18 protein-coding genes and 1 pseudogene are annotated in these 17,332 nt (G+C 72.0%); 8 read left to right on the top strand and 11 right to left on the bottom strand.

All coding sequences use genetic code 11. The features are described from left to right. Positions 1–91: 91 nt before the first annotated feature. Complete coding sequence (locus ACGFIQ_RS34280) at positions 92–1,300, bottom strand: MFS transporter (RefSeq protein ID WP_393250165.1); 1,209 nt, start codon at positions 1,298–1,300, stop codon at positions 92–94. A gap of 457 nt (positions 1,301–1,757) precedes the next feature. Here ACGFIQ_RS34280 and ACGFIQ_RS34275 point away from each other — a divergent pair. Continuing rightward, a pseudogene (locus ACGFIQ_RS34275) lies at positions 1,758–2,441 on the top strand (DMT family transporter); the annotation flags it as partial. 69 nt (positions 2,442–2,510) lie between these two features. Here the strand turns inward: ACGFIQ_RS34275 and ACGFIQ_RS34270 are convergent. The 6 genes from ACGFIQ_RS34270 to ACGFIQ_RS34245 form a co-directional block, all read right to left on the bottom strand. After that, positions 2,511–3,416: a diacylglycerol kinase family protein gene (locus ACGFIQ_RS34270; protein ID WP_393250221.1), complete on the bottom strand. Its 906-nt coding sequence runs from the start codon at positions 3,414–3,416 to the stop codon at positions 2,511–2,513. Positions 3,417–3,713: 297 nt separating this feature from the next. Next, on the bottom strand, positions 3,714–4,664 hold the full coding sequence (gene tatC / locus ACGFIQ_RS34265) for a twin-arginine translocase subunit TatC (RefSeq protein WP_393250163.1): 951 nt from the start codon (positions 4,662–4,664) through the stop codon (positions 3,714–3,716). Between the two features lie 18 nt (positions 4,665–4,682). Then, positions 4,683–4,997, bottom strand: coding sequence for a Sec-independent protein translocase subunit TatA (gene tatA / locus ACGFIQ_RS34260; RefSeq protein WP_393250161.1), 315 nt, complete (start codon positions 4,995–4,997; stop codon positions 4,683–4,685). Between the two features lie 168 nt (positions 4,998–5,165). Further along, a complete protein-coding gene (locus tag ACGFIQ_RS34255) occupies positions 5,166–5,411 on the bottom strand; it encodes a hypothetical protein (protein ID WP_357067263.1) in 246 nt (81 codons plus the stop codon). 10 nt (positions 5,412–5,421) lie between these two features. Further along, positions 5,422–6,477 carry a helix-turn-helix transcriptional regulator gene (locus ACGFIQ_RS34250; protein WP_393250159.1) on the bottom strand — a complete coding sequence of 352 codons (1,056 nt, stop codon included), beginning with the start codon at positions 6,475–6,477 and terminating at the stop codon, positions 5,422–5,424. Beyond that, the gene (locus tag ACGFIQ_RS34245) at positions 6,474–7,472 is read right to left on the bottom strand and encodes a helix-turn-helix transcriptional regulator (protein ID WP_393250157.1); all 999 of its coding nucleotides are present in this window, start codon (positions 7,470–7,472) and stop codon (positions 6,474–6,476) included. Before ACGFIQ_RS34245 ends, ACGFIQ_RS34250 begins: the two co-directional genes overlap by 4 nt. A gap of 118 nt (positions 7,473–7,590) precedes the next feature. On the opposite strand from ACGFIQ_RS34245, the gene ACGFIQ_RS34240 reads away from it, so the two are divergent. Together ACGFIQ_RS34240 and ACGFIQ_RS34235 are read left to right on the top strand one after the other, a co-directional pair. After that, a complete protein-coding gene (locus tag ACGFIQ_RS34240) occupies positions 7,591–8,595 on the top strand; it encodes a cation diffusion facilitator family transporter (RefSeq protein ID WP_393250155.1) in 1,005 nt (334 codons plus the stop codon). 60 nt (positions 8,596–8,655) lie between these two features. Beyond that, positions 8,656–9,741, top strand: coding sequence for a DUF3866 family protein (locus ACGFIQ_RS34235; protein ID WP_393250153.1), 1,086 nt, complete (start codon positions 8,656–8,658; stop codon positions 9,739–9,741). A 36-nt stretch (positions 9,742–9,777) separates the two neighbouring features. Here the strand turns inward: ACGFIQ_RS34235 and ACGFIQ_RS34230 are convergent, their stop codons facing one another. From ACGFIQ_RS34230 to rfbA, 4 genes are all read right to left on the bottom strand, one after another. After that, positions 9,778–9,972, bottom strand: a complete 195-nt coding sequence (locus ACGFIQ_RS34230; protein ID WP_393250151.1) for a hypothetical protein — start codon at positions 9,970–9,972, stop codon at positions 9,778–9,780. Positions 9,973–10,039: 67 nt separating this feature from the next. After that, entirely contained in the window at positions 10,040–11,398 is a 1,359-nt protein-coding gene (pafA, locus tag ACGFIQ_RS34225; RefSeq protein ID WP_007459930.1) for a Pup--protein ligase, read from the bottom strand. 68 nt (positions 11,399–11,466) lie between these two features. Then, a complete protein-coding gene (rfbC, locus tag ACGFIQ_RS34220) occupies positions 11,467–12,090 on the bottom strand; it encodes a dTDP-4-dehydrorhamnose 3,5-epimerase (protein WP_393250149.1) in 624 nt (207 codons plus the stop codon). Further along, entirely contained in the window at positions 12,087–12,977 is an 891-nt protein-coding gene (gene rfbA / locus ACGFIQ_RS34215; RefSeq protein ID WP_393250147.1) for a glucose-1-phosphate thymidylyltransferase RfbA, read from the bottom strand. Before rfbA ends, rfbC begins: the two co-directional genes overlap by 4 nt. An 87-nt stretch (positions 12,978–13,064) precedes the next feature. Between rfbA and rfbB the strand changes: the two genes are divergently transcribed. From rfbB to ACGFIQ_RS34190, 5 genes are read left to right on the top strand one after another with little or no spacing between them, the layout of a single operon-like run. Continuing rightward, positions 13,065–14,066 (top strand): dTDP-glucose 4,6-dehydratase, encoded by a 1,002-nt coding sequence (gene rfbB, locus ACGFIQ_RS34210; protein WP_393238511.1) that lies wholly within the window; start codon positions 13,065–13,067, stop codon positions 14,064–14,066. After that, a complete protein-coding gene (rfbD, locus tag ACGFIQ_RS34205; RefSeq protein ID WP_393250145.1) occupies positions 14,063–14,950 on the top strand; it encodes a dTDP-4-dehydrorhamnose reductase in 888 nt (295 codons plus the stop codon). The genes rfbB and rfbD overlap by 4 nt, the downstream gene beginning before the upstream one ends. Continuing rightward, a complete protein-coding gene (locus tag ACGFIQ_RS34200; protein ID WP_110567401.1) occupies positions 14,947–15,318 on the top strand; it encodes a DUF2304 domain-containing protein in 372 nt (123 codons plus the stop codon). The genes rfbD and ACGFIQ_RS34200 overlap by 4 nt, the downstream gene beginning before the upstream one ends. Further along, positions 15,311–16,012 carry a glycosyltransferase family 2 protein gene (locus ACGFIQ_RS34195; RefSeq protein ID WP_393250143.1) on the top strand — a complete coding sequence of 234 codons (702 nt, stop codon included), beginning with the start codon at positions 15,311–15,313 and terminating at the stop codon, positions 16,010–16,012. Before ACGFIQ_RS34200 ends, ACGFIQ_RS34195 begins: the two co-directional genes overlap by 8 nt. Then, entirely contained in the window at positions 16,009–17,319 is a 1,311-nt protein-coding gene (locus ACGFIQ_RS34190) for a lipopolysaccharide biosynthesis protein (protein ID WP_393250141.1), read from the top strand. Before ACGFIQ_RS34195 ends, ACGFIQ_RS34190 begins: the two co-directional genes overlap by 4 nt. Positions 17,320–17,332: the final 13 nt, after the last annotated feature.

Genomic DNA, 17,332 nt, shown 5'->3' with positions numbered 1-17,332 from the left:
GTACGCCGGTAGCACCGCGTTGGCGACCAGGAACAGCCGTGTCGGCCCCGAACGACGAGACATCGCCGCTCGGGGCCGAGCGGCAGAGGAGTCAGACGTCCGCTGCCGCACGCAGCGGACGCCAGGCCACGACAGTGATCGTCGCCATCATCACGGCGGCGATCCAGAACGGCGTGGTGATCTCCCAGAGGCTGGCGAACAGGCCGCCGAGGAGCGACCCCAGCGCGGCTCCGCCGAGATCCAGCAACGCGTACACGCTGCCGACGCGACCGCGGAGGTCTGGCGGCACGACCCGCTGCCGGGCCGAGGTGACGACGATGCCCCACACCATGGCGTGAATGCTGAACACCACCAGCACGATGGCGGCCATCCAGGGTGTCGTCGTGACCGCGAGGGACACGTGCGTGACGATCTCGATGACCAGGCCCGCCCGCAACACGGTGGCGCTGCCGAACACCCGGCTGAGCGTCGCGGCGAGGGTGGTGCCGACCAGGCCGCCGACCGCGAACGCGGTCAGCAGGAAGCCGTAGCCGACGTCGGACACGCCCAGGCGATCCCGGCAGTAGAGCACGAACACGGCGAACGCGGCACCGAACGTGATGTTGCTCAGGCCCATGGTGACGGCGAGGAGCCGCAGCAGGCGGTGTCGCCACAACCAGGTCAGACCGGCGGCGACCTCGGCACGCAGCGAGGTCCGCGAACGGGGATTCGCGGCGACCGGACCGGTACGGATACCCGCCACCAGCGCTGCGGAGATCGCGAAGCTGAGCGCGTCGACGCCGAACGGTACGGCGGCGGCAAGGACGAACAGCCACGCGCCGAGCGGTTTGGCGACGAACTGGTTGCCGATGGTGAAACTCGCGTACAGCCGGGCGTTGGCGCTCGGCAGCTCGTCGGGGGTGACCACCGCCGGGAGCAGCGCACCCAGGGCGGTGTCCGCGAGGGTTTCCCCGACACCCAGGAGGAAGAGCACCAGGTAGATGATCAGCACGGTGACGGTCTCGGTCGCGATGGTGGCCGCCAACGCCGCCAGGGCCACGGCGCGCACCAGGTTGACACCCACGACCAGGCGGCGCCTGTCGAGTCGGTCGACGTAGGCGCCGCTGATCAGGGCGAACAGCAGCCAGGGCAGTTGCTGCGCGAAGACGGCTCCGGCGATGGAGGCCGGGTGGTCGGTGACGGAGGCGACCAACAGCGGGCCGGCAGCCATGGTGACGCCGTCGCCGATGTTGGACACCGTGGCGGCGGTCCAAAGTTTGGTGAAGTCCGCGCCGAGACGCGCGGATACAGGGGCACGCACAAGTTCTCCTCGAGCCAGGGAAGAAGACGGTCGTCGTGGGACCGCTCCGCGGCGAGGAGCACCGGACCACCGGCGGACATCCCCGGTGGTGCCCGATCAGTGCCGGGCGGGCTCTCGCGGCGAGGCGGAGACCGTGACCAGGTCGAGGCGCATGTCAGCTCCCAACTGTGGATCAACACCGTTCCGAGGAGAGTAGCCGCCCATCGAGGTCTCCGTATGCCCCACCTCCGCGAGCCGGACGGACGGCAGCAGACCCTCGCCTCGTCGGGGCCGACCGCATTGCGGCAGCTCGACACCGCCGCGAGGGAGCCGGAACCGACCGCCTACCGTCGTGCGCGTGACCGAGACGCCGCTGCCCACGCCCACGCCGGCCGACACGCCACCGGCCCGGCGCGGCGGCGTCGTCGCCGTGGGGCTGGTGCTCGGCGGGGCGCTGTCGGTGCAGTTCGGCTCCGCCATGGCCGCGCTGCTGTTCCCGCGTACCGGGGTGGCCGGCGCGGTGACCCTGCGGCTGACCATCGCGGCGGTGCTGCTGCTCATCGTGTGCCGGCCCCGACTGCGCGGCCACGACCGGTCGGCCTGGCTCGCGGTAGGCGCGTTCGGGCTGGCGCTGGCCGGCATGAACTCGCTGTTCTACCAGGCCATCGAACGCATCCCGCTCGGCCCCACGGTGACGCTGGAGGTGCTCGGGCCGTTGGCGCTGTCGGTGGTCAGCGCCCGACGACTCGCCAGTTGGGGCTGGGCCGGACTGGCGTTGGCCGGGGTGGCGCTGCTCGGGCAGGGCGGCTTCGACCGGCTGAACCCGGTCGGGGTGGCGTTCGCGTTCGGCGCGGGCGCCATGTGGGCCGCGTACATCGTGCTGAGCGCCCGGGTCGGCGGACGGTTCCCGGGCGCGGACGGGCTGGCCCTGGCGCTGACCCTCGCCGCGCTCGTCACCCTGCCGCTGGGCATCGTCGACGGCGGCGTGGTGCTGCTCGACCCGCAGGTGCTGGCGCTCGGCACCGGCCTCGCGGTGCTCGCCTCCGGGCTGCCCTACACCCTGGAGCTGCTCGCGCTGCGGCGGATGCCGACCGCCACGTTCGCGGTCCTGATGAGTCTCGGCCCGGCCATCGCCACCCTCGCCGGGTGGTTGGTGCTGCGGCAGTCCCTGACCCTGCTGGAGTGCGCCGCCGTCGTGCTGGTCATCGCGGCCAGCATCGGGGCGGTGCGGTCAACGCAGCAGCCGCAGGGCGCCCGGGACGGCGCTGATCGTCACCGGCAACTCCAGGGAGCGTTCCCCGTCGGCGTAGGTGACGATGCCGTCGGCGGCCAACTCCACGGTGCGGGCCCGATAGCTGGTCACCAGGGGGTGGCTGACGTGGGTGCCCTGGTAGATGCGCGGCTTCACCCGGATCAGGGTCCGGCGGTTGACGCGACCCGCGACCACCACGTCGAGCAGCCCGTCGGTCGGGTCGGCGGCGGGGCAGATCCGCATCCCACCGCCGTACGTCGGGCAGTTGCCCACCGCCACCAACACCGCGTCGAGGTCGTGCGGCACCCCGTCGAGGCGCAGCGTGTAGCGGCGGGGCCGCAGCCGGGCCAGCTCGACCAGGATCGCCAGGTCGTACCGGCGGGGGCCGCGCGGCCAGCGCATCCGGTTGGCCCGCTCGTTGACGATCGCGTCGAACCCCGCCGCGAGGACCGCCCCGAACCAGCGCTCGGCGCCGTCGACCCCGGTCATCCGGGCCAGATCGACGACGTGGGTCCGGTCGGCCCGCAGCGCTGACACGATCACGTCCACCGCCGCCACCGGGTCGGCGGGGAAGCCGGTGTCCAGGGCGAAGTCGTTGCCGGTCCCCGCCGGCACCGGACCGAACGGCACGGCGGTGCCGGCGACCGCCTGCATCGCCCGGTGCACGGTGCCGTCCCCGCCGATCGCGACCAGCGCGCCGACGCCCTCGGCGACCGCGGCCCGGCAGGCCGCCTCCGCCTCGCCCGGACTGGACGCGGCCAGCAGCCGGACCGGTCGGCCGGCGCCGGCCAGCCCGTCCAGCAGCCGCGGCAGCAGGGTGCGGTGGCGTCCCCGCCCGGCGGTCGGGTTGGCGAGCACGGCCACCGGGCCACCAGCGAGCGGCAGGCGGTCGGCGGGGCCACCAACGACCGGAACACGGTCGACGGGGCCATCACCGACCGGAACACGGTCGACGGGGCCATCACCGACCGGGAAGCGGTCGACCGGGCCCTCAACGACCGGGAAGCGGTCGACCGGGCCATCGGCGGGCGGGCCGGGCGAGTGATCGTCTGCGGTCACGGGCAGCACCGTACCGGTCGGGCGCCCGACGTTCACCGGGGCAGGTGCCGTCACCGCCCTGACGCGACGACGCCGCCCCCGGGAAACGGGGACGGCGTCGGCTGACCGGGTGGCGCGGGGCCGTCAGGTCATGTCGTCGTAGCGGCGCTCGATCGGCGCCGGCGGGGCGACCGGCTCGGGCACCCCGATCGGGGCGGTCGCCTCGACCCGCTGCCCGGCCACGACCGGGTCCGCGTCGAACTCCAGCGGCGACACCTCGTCGTCGTCGATGCCGGCGTAGATCTCCTTGCCGCGCCCGCGCCGCTTGTCGTTGATGAACGCGATGCCCACCGCGCCGAAGTAGAGCGCGGAGAGGCAGAGCGCCAGGGCCGTCATCCCGAACGGGTCCGGGGTCGGGGTGACGACTGCGGAGAACGCGAAGAACACGAAGATCGCCACCCGCCACCAGCTGAGCAACCGCTTCGCGCTGGCGATGCCCACGAAGTTGAGCATCAGCACGACAAGCGGGAACTCGAAGGCCACACCGAACAACAGGATCAGGTTGGTGACGAAGGAGATGTACTTGGTGATCTCCAGGGTCGTGCTGATCTCGCTGTCCGAGATGCTGAGCAGGAACTCCAGGCCCTTGGCCGTGACGAAATACGCCAGCACCGCGCCGGCCGCGAACAGCGGCGCGGCGAGGGCGGTGAAGAAGTACGCGTAGCGCCGCTCGTGCCGGTGCAGGCCGGGCGCGATGAACGCCCAGAGCTGGTACAGCCAGATCGGCGCGGCCACGATCAACCCGACCCAGAGCGCGACCTTCAGGTTGAGCAGGAACAGGTCGGCCGGGCCGAGCTGCACGAACTCGCACTTGCCGTCGACATATCTGGCCTGCGGCAGGTCACAGTAGGGCTGCTGGAGCAGGTGCAGCACCGGCTCGGCCAACCAGAAGCCGAAGCCGAAGCCGATCAGGATCGCCACGGACGCGCGGAACAGACGGTTGCGCAGCTCGCGGACATGCTCGATGAGCGTCATCGAGCCGTCGGCGGCCCGCTCGAACGCCTTGGGGCCGCGTTTACGCAGTGCGAAGGCCACGGTGGTGGGGCCCTTCGGTCAGTTGTCGCGGACGCGGTGCACCGGGTCGACGACCGGCTGCTGCGGCGGCGCCTGCTGGTACGGGGGCTGCTGCGGCTGGCCAGCGTACGGCGCCTGCTGCCCGGCGTGCGGCGGCAGCGGCTGGTAGCCGGCCTGCGCGTCGGCCTTCTCGGCGAGGTCGCGGTCGTCTTCCTGCAGGCTCTTGGTCTCGGCCTTGATGATCCGCAGCGACCGACCCAGCGAACGGGCCGCGTCGGGAAGCCGCTTCGCACCGAAGAGCAGGATCAGCACAACCACGAGAACAGCGATGTGCCACGGCTTGAGGGCACCCATGAGAAGCTCCAGTCGCTCTGTGTCCGAGGGGTGGTACGCAGCCCATCGTACGTGCGGATCGGCTGCCCGCCACCCGCCGGGTGGGGGTGGTTCGACCCGAAGGGTGAAGTCTTGACCAACGCGCGATGATCGTCAACTGTCGCCGGGAACCGGCTCGGCCGGGCCGGATCAGCCGCGCTTGGCCTTGATCACCGCGAGCCGCTGGGACGTGGTGTCGAGCTGGCGTTGGACATCCTCGGCGCGTTGCTGCAACACCTCGGCGGTCTCCCGCAGCGCCTCGGCCTCGGCGGCCCGCCGCTGCAGGGCCACCGCGGCACGGTGCAGCCGAGGCAGCCGGGTCAGCACCGGGCGCACGGCCAGCGCGAGCGCCACGAGCGGGAGCAGCACCACCGCGAGCACGATCCAGATCAGCACGGCGGTCAGCCTACTGGGTGCGGCCGGCCACCGCCGGGTCACCCGTCGGCGCGCTCGTCGCGTCGAGGGCGGGCAGCCGGGGCACGGCCGTGGGGGCGGGCACGGCGTACGCGTCAAGTGCGCTGGCCGCCGCCGCCCGCACCTGCTCGGCCAACTCGACCGGGGCGACCACGACGGCGTCCGGGCCGAGGCCCAGCACGAACCGGCGGGCCCACCCCAGGTCGGTCACGCGCAGGGAGACGAGCCACTGGTCGCCGTCGCCGGCCTCCACCCGCTCGCACGGATAATATTCGGTGATCCAGCGCTCGCCCCGACCGATGCGCAGCGTGATCAGCGGCAGGTCGGCCGAGGGGCGGAACACGCCCTCGGTGAGGTCGTGCGGGACGGCCTGCGGCGGCACCGTGGCCGGCTCGGCCAGCTCGGTGATCGCGTCGATCCGGTCGGCCCGGAACAGGCGGACGGCCTCCGCGCGCCGACACCACGCCTCCACGTACGCCCGACCGCCGACCATCAACATCCGCAGCGGGTCGATGACGCGCTCGGTGGTCTCGTCCCGGGCGGCCGTGTAGTAGGTGATCCGCAGCGCCCGGCCGCCCTCCACGGCGGCACGCAGCGCCTCGACCCGCGGGGCGTCCCCGGGCAACCGCACCGCCACCGGGGCACCCACCAGGTCGCCCGCGGCCTCGATCTTGGCCAGGGCCCGTTCGACGGCCTCGCGGTTGGCCACCCCGGGCGTCTCGGCGAGCATCCGCAGTGCCACCACCAGCGCGAGGGCCTCGTCCGGGGTGAGCCGCAGTGGCCGGTCGATGCCGGCGTCGTAGGTGATGGTCACCCGGTCACCGTCGAACGCCATGTCGATCAGGTCGCCGGGGCCGTAGCCGGGTAGCCCGCAGACCCACAGCAACTCCAGGTCCTCCCGGAGTTGGCGGTCGGTGACACCCAGGTCACCGGCCGCCTCGGCGATCTCGATGCCGGGTCGGGCCAGCAGGTAGGGCACCAGGTTGAGCAGTCGGGCCAGCCGGTCGGCGGACGCGCGGGAACCGCCCCGGGCGGCCGGGCGGGTCACCGGGCACCCCCGGCGACGGCCAACTCGTCGTGGCGGACGGCGATCTCCTTGAGTCGTTGGATGACCGCCTCGCGGACCTCCGGTGGGTCGAGCACCCGCACGTCCGGGCCGTAGCCGACGAGGTGACCGGCCAGCCCGTCCGGGTCCGCGTACGGCAGGACCAGGCGGTCGCCGTCCGGGCCGGTGGTCACGTCCACGGCCCAGCGGCGCAGCCCGGCGGCCCGGCCCGGTGCGGCCAGCACGGTGGCCCGGCCGGTGCGCTCCACCGGCCCCGACCAGCGGGCGACGTGGCTGATCAGGTCGACGTTGGCTGGCGGCTCGTACGCGCCCGGCGCCCCGGTCACCCGGACCGCGCCGACCACCCGGGACAGCCGGAAGCAGCGGGTCGCCGCCCGGTCCAGGTCGTGGCCGACCACATACCACCGGCCGCGCCAACAGACCACGCCCCACGGTTGCAGCCGCCGACGGCTGGGCGCGTCACGGTCGGGCACCCGATAGTCGAAGCCGACCTCGCGCCGGTCCCGGGCCGCGGCCGTCAGCGGCGCGAACGCCGGATCGACAGTGACCATCGGCTCCAGACCCAGGGTGGCCTGCGGGTCCACGTCGACCCCGGCGGCGCGCAGTTTGGCCAGCCCGGACGACGCGGCGGCGGCCAGACCGGCGTGCTGCCACAGCCGGGCCGCGATGCCCACCGCGGCGGCCTCGTCCGGCTCGAGCAGGATGTCGGGCAGCGCGTATTCGCGGTGGGCGATCCGGTAGCCGGGCTCGGCGTCGAAGGCGCTCGCCGTGCCCGTCTCCAGTGGCACACCCAACTCGCGCAACTCGGCCTTGTCCCGCTCGAACTTGCGTTGGAACGCCTCGTGGTCGCGCGCGTCGTCCGGGTCGTGCTCATAACCGGGCACGGTCGCGGCGATCTGCGCGGCGGTCAGGAACCGTCGCGTGGACAGCAGACAGATCACCAGGTTGACCAGGCGTTCGGTGCGGGTCCGCGACACCCGGTAGACGCTAGCAGCCGACGCGCCCACACCGTGCACCCACGCGGGCGTGCCGCACACTTGTTCGGAACGGGCCTCCCCCGGCGCGCCACCGCCTCGCGGTCATAGGGTGATCCTCATGTCGCAAACGGAGGCCAGGCCGGAGAGCGAGAGCATCGGCACCGTCGTCGTCGCCGGCGCCGCCAACCTCGCCATCGCGATCGCCAAGCTGATCGCCGGGCTGATCTCCGGCTCCGCCGCGATGCTCTCCGAGGCGGCACACTCGGTCGCCGACACCACCACCGAGGTGCTGCTCTTCCAGGCGCTGCGCCGGGGCGCCCGCCCGGCCGACCAGCGACACCCCTTCGGGTACGGCAAGGAGAGCTACGTCTGGGCGTTCTTCGCGGCGATGTTCACCTTCGTCGCCGGTGCCGGTTTCGCCGTCACCCACGGCGTCACCACGATCCTGGTGCACGAGCACAGCGGCGACTACCTGGTCTCGTACATCGTGCTCGGGGTGTCGTTCGTCATCGAGTCGATCTCGCTGGCCCGGGCCGTGCGCCAGGTGCGCCGCGAGTCGCGACGCTGGGAGACCACGCCCCGGCGCTTCCTGCGGCTGACCGCCGACACCACGATCAAGGCGGTCTTCCTGGAGGACAGCGCGGCCCTGATCGGTCTGCTGCTGGCCGGGGCCGGCGTCGGCCTGTCGCACGCCACCGGCGACGAGGTGTGGGACGGCGTCGCGTCGATCCTGATCGGGCTGCTGCTGCTCACGGTCGCCGGGATCCTCGCCGGCAACAACCTGTCGCTGCTGGTCGGCCGGGCCGTCCCCGAGCGGCTGCGCCGCGAGATCGAGCAGGATCTGGCCGGGCTGCCCGAGGTGGAACGCATCGACACCCTGTTGACCATGCAGCTCGGCCCACAGGACATCCTGGTCGCCGCGAAGGTCGACTTCCGCGACGAGGCCACCGGCGCGCAGATCGAGGCCACCGCCGACGACGCCGAACGGCGGCTCACCGACCGGTACCCGGAGATCCGGTTCGTCTTCCTCGACCCCACCCGCTCACTGCCCGGATCCACCGGCACCGCCCGACACACCCAGGCCGGGCCGACCCCGGCCGCCGGCGGCGCCGACCCGGCCTGATCCGACACCCCACCGCACCCGGGCGCGGACCGTCCGGGCCGCGCGGCTAGCGTGCCCGTCATGGTGCGATGGCGTACGGGGACGGTGGCGACGCTGCGACGGCAGTGGACCGGGGCGGTGGAGCTCGACGTCGACCTGCCCGACGGCACGCGGATGCGGGCGCTGGCCTACCCGGAGCTGGTCGGCACGCCCGAGCCCGGCGACCGGGTGCTGCTCAACGCCGGCGCGCTGCTGATGGGGTTGGGCACCGGCGGGTACGCCCTCGTGGTGGCCCTGCCGGACCGACTACCCCCGGACCCGCCGGACGTCGGCGACACCCGCGACGCCGGGCACCTGGTCAAGGCCCGCTACACCCCGTTGCAGCCGATCCTGCTCGGCGTCGACGAGGAGGCGTCCCCGCACCGCGCGGTGCTGGCCGACGCGGACGACCTGGGCGGCCTGCCGGTGGTCACCGCCGACCTGCACTCGGCGCTGCCGGCGATCCTGGCCGGCATCCGGGCCGACGCCCCGCAGGCGCGGGTGGCGTACCTGCTCACCGACGGCGGGGCCCTGCCCGCCTGGTTCTCCCGCACCCTCGCGGGCCTGCGCGCCGACCTGGCCGGCACCATCACCGTCGGGCAGGCCTTCGGCGGCGACCTGGAGGCCACCACCCTGCACGGCGGCCTGCTCGCCGCCCGGTACGTGCTCGGCGCCGACGTCGCCATCGTGGCCCAGGGGCCCGGCAACCTGGGCACCGGCACCCGGTGGGGGTTCTCCGGCGTCGCCGTCGGCGAGGCGGTCAACGCGATCGTCACGCTGGGGGGACGGCCGGTCGGCTCGCTGCGTATCTCCGCCGCCGACCCCCGCCCCCGGCACCGGGGCGTGTCGCACCACAGCCTCACCGCGTACGGCAGGGTTGCACTCGCCCCGGCGGACCTGGTGGTGCCCGACGACCTCGACCCGGCCCTCGCGGCCGAGGTGGACGCGTCGCTGGCCCCCCTCGCCGCCCGGCACCGGATCGTCCGGGTGCCCACCGCCGGTCTCGACGCCGCGCTGCGCGCCAGCTCCGTGCCGCTGTCCACGATGGGCCGTGGCCTCGACGCCGACCACGCGTATTTCCTAGCCGCCGCAGCAGCAGGCCGCCACGCCACCACCCTCCTCAGCTGACCCGTTCCCCCGGCCCCGCGCTGGGGGTGGGGTGGGTTAGGCCAGGAAGATCAGGGTTAACCAGCCGCCGACGATGAGCACCAGCGCCAGGGCCAGCACCCACGTCGGCACGGTGTAGTCACCGCGGCGGTTACGGTCGATCTCGGCGCGGATCTTCTCCCGCCGGCGCTCGACCCAGTTCTGCCGCTCGGTGCCGCGCTCGGAGCGGTCGGATGGTCCAGAAGTCGTCATGGCGCGCCCAGCCTACCGGGCCGGCCGGCCCCGTCGGCGCACACCACCGCCGAGGCCGGCACACCCGTCACATGCTGGCGATCAACCGCTCCACCCGCTCGTCGTACGCCCGGAACGGGTCCTTGCAGAGCACGGTGCGCTGCGCCTGGTCGTTGAGCTTCAGGTGCACCCAGTCGACGGTGAAGTCCCGCCGCTTCTCCTGGGCGTGCCGGATGAACTCGCCGCGCAGCCGGGCCCGGGTGGTCTGCGGCGGGGTCTCCTTGGCCTCGAAGATCTCCGGGTCGGTGGCCACCCGGTCGACCTCGCCGCGCCGCTCCAGCAGACCGTAGAGGCCGCGACCACGACGCACGTCGTGGTAGGCCAGATCCATCTGCGCGACCCGGGGGTGCGACAGCGGCAGGTCGTGCTTGCGCTGGTAGCGCTCGATCAGCCGCAGCTTGCTGACCCAGTCGATCTCCCGGGAGACCGGCTCCAGGTCACCGCTCTCCACCGCGTTCAACACCCGCCCCCACAGCTCGACGACCCGCTTGGCGGCCTGGTCGCCACCGCGACGCTCGACGAACTCGGTGGCCTTGGACAGGTATTCCTGCTGGATGTCCAGGGCACTGACCTCCTTGCCGGAGGCCAACCGCACCTTGCGCCGACCGGTGATGTCGTGCGACACCTCCCGGATCGCCCGGATCGGGTTTTCCAGGGACAGGTCCCGCATCACCACCCCGGCCTCGATCATCCGCAGCACGATGTCGGCGGTGCCGACCTTGAGCAGCGTGGTGACCTCGTTCATGTTGGAGTCACCGACGATGACGTGCAGCCGCCGATAGCGCTCGGCGTCGGCGTGCGGCTCGTCGCGGGTGTTGATGATCGGGCGGCTGCGGGTGGTCGCCGAGGAGACGCCCTCCCAGATGTGCTCGGCCCGCTGCGACAGGCAGTAGACCGCGCCGCGCGGGGTTTGCAGGACCTTGCCAGCCCCACAGATCAACTGCCGGGTGACCAGGAACGGGATGAGGACGTCGGCCAGCCGGCCGAACTCCCCGTGCCGGGAGACCAGGTAGTTCTCGTGGCAGCCGTACGAGTTGCCGGCCGAGTCGGTGTTGTTCTTGAACAGGTAGATCTCACCCGCGATGCCCTCGTCGTGCAGCCGCTTCTCCGCGTCGACGAGCAGGCCCTCCAGGATCCGCTCGCCGGCCCGGTCGTGGGCGACGAGATCGGTCACCGAGTCGCACTCCGGTGTCGCGTACTCCGGATGCGACCCGACGTCCAGGTAGAGCCGGGCTCCATTACGCAGGAAGACGTTGCTCGACCGACCCCAGGACACCACGCGACGGAACAGATACCGCGCGACCTCGTCCGGGGACAGCCGCCGCTGCCCGCGATAGGTGCAGGTGACGCCGTACTCGGTCTCGAGGCCGAAGATTCGCCGCTCCATGGTGAGACATTAGCCGCCCGGAGGCCCCGTTCGTCACTGTCACACCACAGGTCGTACCCCGGGGGCGGTCACATACCGGTTGAGTGCGACATTCCGTCCGGCCCGAGGCTCGCCACGAACCGCCGGCAGTTGTCGTACTCCGGGAGCAGGCCGCTCTCGCGGGCCTGGGCGAGCGTCGGCGCCGCGTCGTCGCGGGCGGACAGCAGCGGAACGTCGGCCGGCCACTCGATGCCCAACTCCTCGTCCAGAGGGTGCACCGCGTGCTCACCTGTCGGGTTGTAAGTGGCCGAGCAGAGGTAGCTCAACGTCGCGTCGTCGGTCAGCGCGCAGAAACCGTGCCCCAGCCCCTCGCTGAGGTAGACCGCCCGACGGTCGGTGTCGTCCAGCCGGACACCCTCCCAACGACCGAAGGTCGGCGAGCCCACCCGCAGGTCCACGATCATGTCCAGGACCGCACCGCGTACACAGGTGACGTACTTGGCCTGCCCCGGCGGGACGTCGGCGAAGTGGATGCCACGCACCACACCACGGGCGGAGACCGACAGGTTGGCCTGCGCCAGCCGCAGCGGATGCCCCACCACGTCGGCGAGCTTGTCGAAGCGGTACCACTCCATGAACATGCCGCGCGGGTCGCCGTGCTGCTGGGGGGTGATCTCCCAGGCGCCCTCGATGCTCAGCTCCCGGATCTTCACCAGGTCCCCCCGTGGCTGCCGTTCGGCTCGGCGAGCAGACCGAGCAGGTAGTCGCCGTAACCGCTCTTGGTCAACGGGGTGGCCAGCGCGCGCAGCTGGTCGTCGTCGATGAGGCCGGCCCGCCAGGCCACCTCCTCGACACAGCCGATCTTCAGACCCTGCCGCTCCTCGACCACCCGGACGAACTCGGCCGCCTGCATCATCGAGGTGAACGTGCCGGTGTCCAGCCAGGCGGTGCCCCGATCCAGCACCGTCACCGACAGCTCCCCGGTCTCCCGGTACACCTCGTTGACCGCCGTGATCTCCAGCTCGCCGCGGGCGCTCGGGGTGAGCTTGCGGGCGATGTCCACCACCCGGTTGTCGTAGAAGTACAGACCCGGCACCGCGTAGCGGGACTTCGGACGGGCCGGCTTCTCCTCGATCGAGAGCACCCGACCGGCGTCGTCGAAGTCGACCACACCGTATTCCTGCGGGTTGGCCACCTGGTAGGCGAAGACCCGCCCACCGACCGGGTCACCGTGGGCGGCGAGCTGCCGGCCCAGGCCACCGCCGTGGAAGATGTTGTCACCCAGGATCAGCGCCACCGACTCGGCGCCGATGAAGTCCGCACCGAGGATGAAGGCCTGCGCGATGCCCTCCGGTCGCTCCTGGCTGACGTACTCCAGCCGCAACCCGAACTGGCTGCCGTCGCCGAGCAGCCGACGGAACTGGTCCTGGTCCTCCGGGGTCGTGATCACCAGGATCTCCCGCACCCCGGACATCACGAGGGTGGAGAGCGGGTAGTAGACCATCGGCTTGTCGAAGACCGGCATCAGCTGCTTCGAAACCGCACGGGTGATCGGCCAGAGCCGGGAACCGGTGCCGCCAGCAAGTAGGATTCCACGCACCGGGGCAGCCTAGCGGCACAAAAGCAGGCTGCGCCGGGGGGTCGCGCCCCGCGCACCGCACCCAACTTCGCGTACACTTCCCGACCCGTGAGGATCCTCGTCACCGGCGGAGCCGGATTCATCGGGTCGGAGTACGTTCGCCTGCTGCTGGGCAAGCCCCTCGGCAGTGCCGACGGCGTGCCACCACTCGAGCCGGCGGTCGTGACCGTGCTCGACAAACTGACCTACTCCGGCAACCTGGCCAACCTCGACCCGGTCCGCGACGACCCGCGACTGCGCTTCGTCCAGGGCGACATCTGCGACCCGACCATCGTCGACGAGGTCGTCGCCGACCACGACGTCATCGTGCACTTCGCCGCCGAATCACACGTCGACCGCTCCATCGCCGGCGCCGCCCCCTTCGTCACCACCAACGTCCTCGGCACCCAGACCCTGCTCGACGCCGCCCTGCGCCACCGCACCAGCCGCTTCGTGCACGTCTCCACCGACGAGGTCTACGGCTCCATCGACGAAGGCTCCTGGACCGAAACCTGGCCCCTCGCACCGAACTCCCCCTACTCGGCATCCAAGGCCGGCTCCGACCTGCTCGCCCTGTCCTACCACCGCACCCACGGCATGGACGTCGTCGTCACCCGCTGCTCCAACAACTACGGCCCCTACCAGTACCCCGAAAAAGTCATCCCCCTGTTCGTCACCAACCTCCTCGACGGCGCCACCGTCCCCCTCTACGGCGACGGCGGCAACATCCGCGACTGGCTACACGTGCACGACCACTGCCGCGGCATCGCCCTCGTCCAACAGAAGGGCCGCGCCGGCGAGGTCTACAACATCGGCGGCGGCACCGAACTGACCAACAAGGAACTCACCGGCCGACTCCTCGACGCCTGCGACGCCGACTGGGACCGCGTCGTCCCAGTCACCGACCGCAAGGGCCACGACCGCCGCTACTCCCTCGACATCACCAAAATCCACCAGGAACTCGGCTACACCCCCAGCATCACCCTCGACCAGGGCCTCGCCGACACCGTCACCTGGTACCGGAACAACCGCACCTGGTGGGAACCCCTCAAGACCACACCCACCGCATGACCCGACTACTCGTCACCGGCGCCGGCGGGATGCTCGGCCGGGACCTGGTCACCGTGCTGCACACCCGGTCCGACCTCAAGGTGACCGCCGCCGGCCGCGCCGACCTGGACATCACCGATCCCGCCGCCGTCCGCGAGGCGGTCGCCGAGCACGACATCGTGATCAACACGGCGGCGTGGACCAACGTTGACGGCGCCGAAGCCAACGAGGCGGCAGCCACCGCCGTCAACGGCAACGGCGTGGAGAATCTCGCGTCGGCGTGTGCCGCCAGCGGCGCGCGGCTGATCCAGGTTTCCACCGACTACGTCTTCTCCGGCGACGCGAACACCCCCTACCCGGAGGACGCCCCCACCGCACCGATCAACGCGTACGGCCGAGGCAAGCTGGTCGGCGAGCAGGCCGTCGCCCGGCTGCTGCCCGACCACGGGTACGTGGTCCGCACCGCCTGGCTGTACGGCGCGCACGGGCCGAACTTCGTGGCCACCATGCTCCGGCTCGCCGCCCAGCGGGAACAGATCACCGTGGTCGACGACCAGCACGGCCAGCCCACCTGGTCCTACCCGCTCGCCGAGCGGCTCGTCGCACTCGCCGACGCCGCCCTGGAGGGCCGGGCCGCTCCCGGCGTCTACCACAGCACCTGCGCCGGACAGACGACCAAGTACGGGCTGGCCCGCGCCACGTTCACGCTGGCCGGTCTGGACCCGGACCGGATCCGACCCACCACCAGTGACCGGTATCCTCTTCCTGCTCCTCGTCCGGCGTACAGTGTGCTAGCGCACAGCCGCTGGGCGGCCGCAGGTCTGCCGTCGCTCCCCGACTGGCATGCCACACTCGTCGACGCGTTCGACTCCCCCGCTCCGCCCGCTCCGTGGAAGGTCGCATGAAGCTCACCCTCGTCACCGGCTTGACCGGCCTGATATTGCTGGCCACGATCGTCGAGCTGCTGCGCCGCCGGCAGCTCCGCGAGAAGTACGGCATGCTCTGGCTCGGCGTCCTGGTGATCGTCATCCCCCTGTCGCTCTTCCCCCGCCTGCTGGACAACGTCGCCGAGCTGCTCGGCGTGGCCTCCGGCGTGAGCCTCGTGCTCTTCCTCGGCATCGTCTTCCTGCTGCTGGTGTGCGTGCACCTCAGCTGGGAGGTCAGCCACCTGGAAGAAGAGACCCGCACGTTGGCAGAAGACTTCGCCCTACTCCGCACCGAGATCGACGCGGACCGGGCGGCCCGAGACGAACTGGTGCGCACCGATGGTTAACGGCAAGCGGGTTCTGATCATCATCCCGGCGCTCAACGAGTCCGGCTCGATCGCCGAGGTGGTGGGCGAGGTCCGCGGTGAGCTGCCCGGCGTCGACGTGATCGTCATCGACGACGGCTCCACCGACCGCACCGCGGCGGTCGCCGCCGCCGCCGGCGCCCTCGTCGCGAAACTGCCCTACAACCTCGGCGTCGGCGGCGCCATGCGGGTCGGTTACCGGTACGCGCGCGACCACGACTACGACGTCGCCATCCAGATCGACGCGGACGGCCAGCACGACCCCCGGTACGTGCCGAAACTCGTCGACCTGCTCGACGAGACCGACCTGGTGATCGGCGCCCGGTTCGCCGGCGAGGGTGACTACAACGTCCGCGGCCCCCGCCGCTGGGCCATGGTCATGCTCTCCGGCGTGCTGTCCCGCGTCGCCCGCACGAAGCTCACCGACACCACCTCCGGGTTCCGGGCGGCCAACCGTCGGGTGATCGAGATGTTCGCCGCCTGGTACCCGGTGGAATACCTGGGCGACACCGTGGAGACGCTCGTCCACACCGCCCGCCGCGGCTACACCATCCGCCAGGTGCCGGTGGCCATGCGCAAGCGGATGGCGGGCACCCCCAGCCACTCCCCCGCCAAGGCCATGATCTACCTCGGCCGCGCGTTCGCCGTCCTCACGTTGGCGCTCATTCGCCGGTGATCCGCCGGCTCCTGAGTCTGGTCCCACCGGGCACCGTCGCTGTTGGCGCCGGGCTGGCCCTGCTGGGGCTCGCCTCCTACGTCCACCTGGCGGTCGCCGGGCACAGCCTCAGCGGAGCGGACTACAACTCTCTCTCCGTACTCTGGTCGATCGTCTTCACCCTCGGCATCGGCCTGTTCATGCCGGTCGAGCAGGAGATCGCCCGACTCGTCGCCGCCCGGCACAGCCAGGGCCTTCCCCCCGGGCCGGTACTGGCCCGGGGGGCGGCCCTGGCCGCCGGCCTGCTCGCCGCCGTCGTCGCCCTGATCATCGCCACCCGGGAGACACTCGCCGACCGGCTCTTCGCCGGCGACAACGCCATGGTCGCCGTCCTGATCGGCTCGCTCGCCGGGCTCGCCGTCGCGCACACCACCCGCGGCGTCCTCTCCGGCCTGCAACTGTTCCCCTGGTACGGCACCCAACTCGGCATCGACGGCGGCCTGCGCATCGCACTCGTCGCCGTGCTCGGCCTCAACGGCGTCACCAACCCCGTCTGGTACGGCGCGGTGCTGGTCATCGCACCCGTCGCCGGCGCCATCCTCACCGCGCCACCGGTCCTGCGGGTCATCGGCGGCGGCGCCCCCGTGGCCTGGGCGGCCCTCCTGCGCGGCCTCGGCCTCCTCACCGCCTCCAGCCTGCTCGCCCAGGTCGTGGTCAACATCGGCGTGATCAACGTGAAGGTGCTCGACCCGTCCGACGTGGCAACCGCCGGCGCGCTGCTCTCCGCGCTGGTGCTGGTCCGGATCCCCCTGTTCGTCTTCGCCTCGCTGCAGGCATCGCTGCTACCCGGCCTCGCCACCTCGGCCAGCACCGGCGACCTCAGCGGCTTCCACAACCTGCTCCGCCGCGCCCTGGGCATCGTCAGCGCCCTCGGCCTCAGCGGTGCCATCCTCGCCGTGCTCCTCGGCCCCTGGCTGGTGCAGACCCTCTTCGACGCGCCCGGCGTCCTCGGCCACGCCGACTTCGCCTGGCTCGCCGTCGCCACCCTCGCCTACCTCTGGGCGATGGTCCTCGGCCAGGCACTGCTCGCCCTCAACCGGCACCGGGCACAGGCCCTCGCCTGGGCCATCGGCGTGGCCGCACTCGTCGTCGCGACGCTCGCCCCGGTCTCCACCGCGCTGCGAGTGGAGCTCGGCTACGCCATCGGCTCCGTCGTGGTCGCCGCCGTCATGGCCGTGCTGCTGCGCACCCGCGCCACCACCCCGGCGCCGACCCACGCCCCTGCCTTCGAGGCCGCCACGCCCGGCGGCGTGCCCGGCGGGGTCTGATCGGGGTCACACA

The sequence above is a fragment of the Micromonospora sp. NPDC048898 genome, assembly GCF_043198035.1.
Classification (GTDB): Bacteria; Actinomycetota; Actinomycetes; order Mycobacteriales; family Micromonosporaceae; genus Micromonospora.
Note: the sequence above shows the minus strand (reverse complement) of the source record. Positions and strands in the feature narration are given on the sequence as shown.

Excerpts from the sequence above, each read along its gene's own strand:
- pafA (WP_007459930.1), bottom strand. The coding sequence starts at position 11,398 with ATGGAGCGGCGAATCTTCGGCCTCGAGACCGAGTACGGCGTCACCTGC.
- rfbD (WP_393250145.1), top strand. The coding sequence starts at position 14,063 with ATGACCCGACTACTCGTCACCGGCGCCGGCGGGATGCTCGGCCGGGAC.
- ACGFIQ_RS34195 (WP_393250143.1), top strand. The coding sequence starts at position 15,311 with ATGGTTAACGGCAAGCGGGTTCTGATCATCATCCCGGCGCTCAACGAG.
- tatA (WP_393250161.1), bottom strand. The coding sequence starts at position 4,997 with ATGGGTGCCCTCAAGCCGTGGCACATCGCTGTTCTCGTGGTTGTGCTG.
- ACGFIQ_RS34235 (WP_393250153.1), top strand. The coding sequence starts at position 8,656 with ATGGTGCGATGGCGTACGGGGACGGTGGCGACGCTGCGACGGCAGTGG.
- ACGFIQ_RS34240 (WP_393250155.1), top strand. The coding sequence starts at position 7,591 with ATGTCGCAAACGGAGGCCAGGCCGGAGAGCGAGAGCATCGGCACCGTC.
- ACGFIQ_RS34230 (WP_393250151.1), bottom strand. The coding sequence starts at position 9,972 with ATGACGACTTCTGGACCATCCGACCGCTCCGAGCGCGGCACCGAGCGG.
- ACGFIQ_RS34200 (WP_110567401.1), top strand. The coding sequence starts at position 14,947 with ATGAAGCTCACCCTCGTCACCGGCTTGACCGGCCTGATATTGCTGGCC.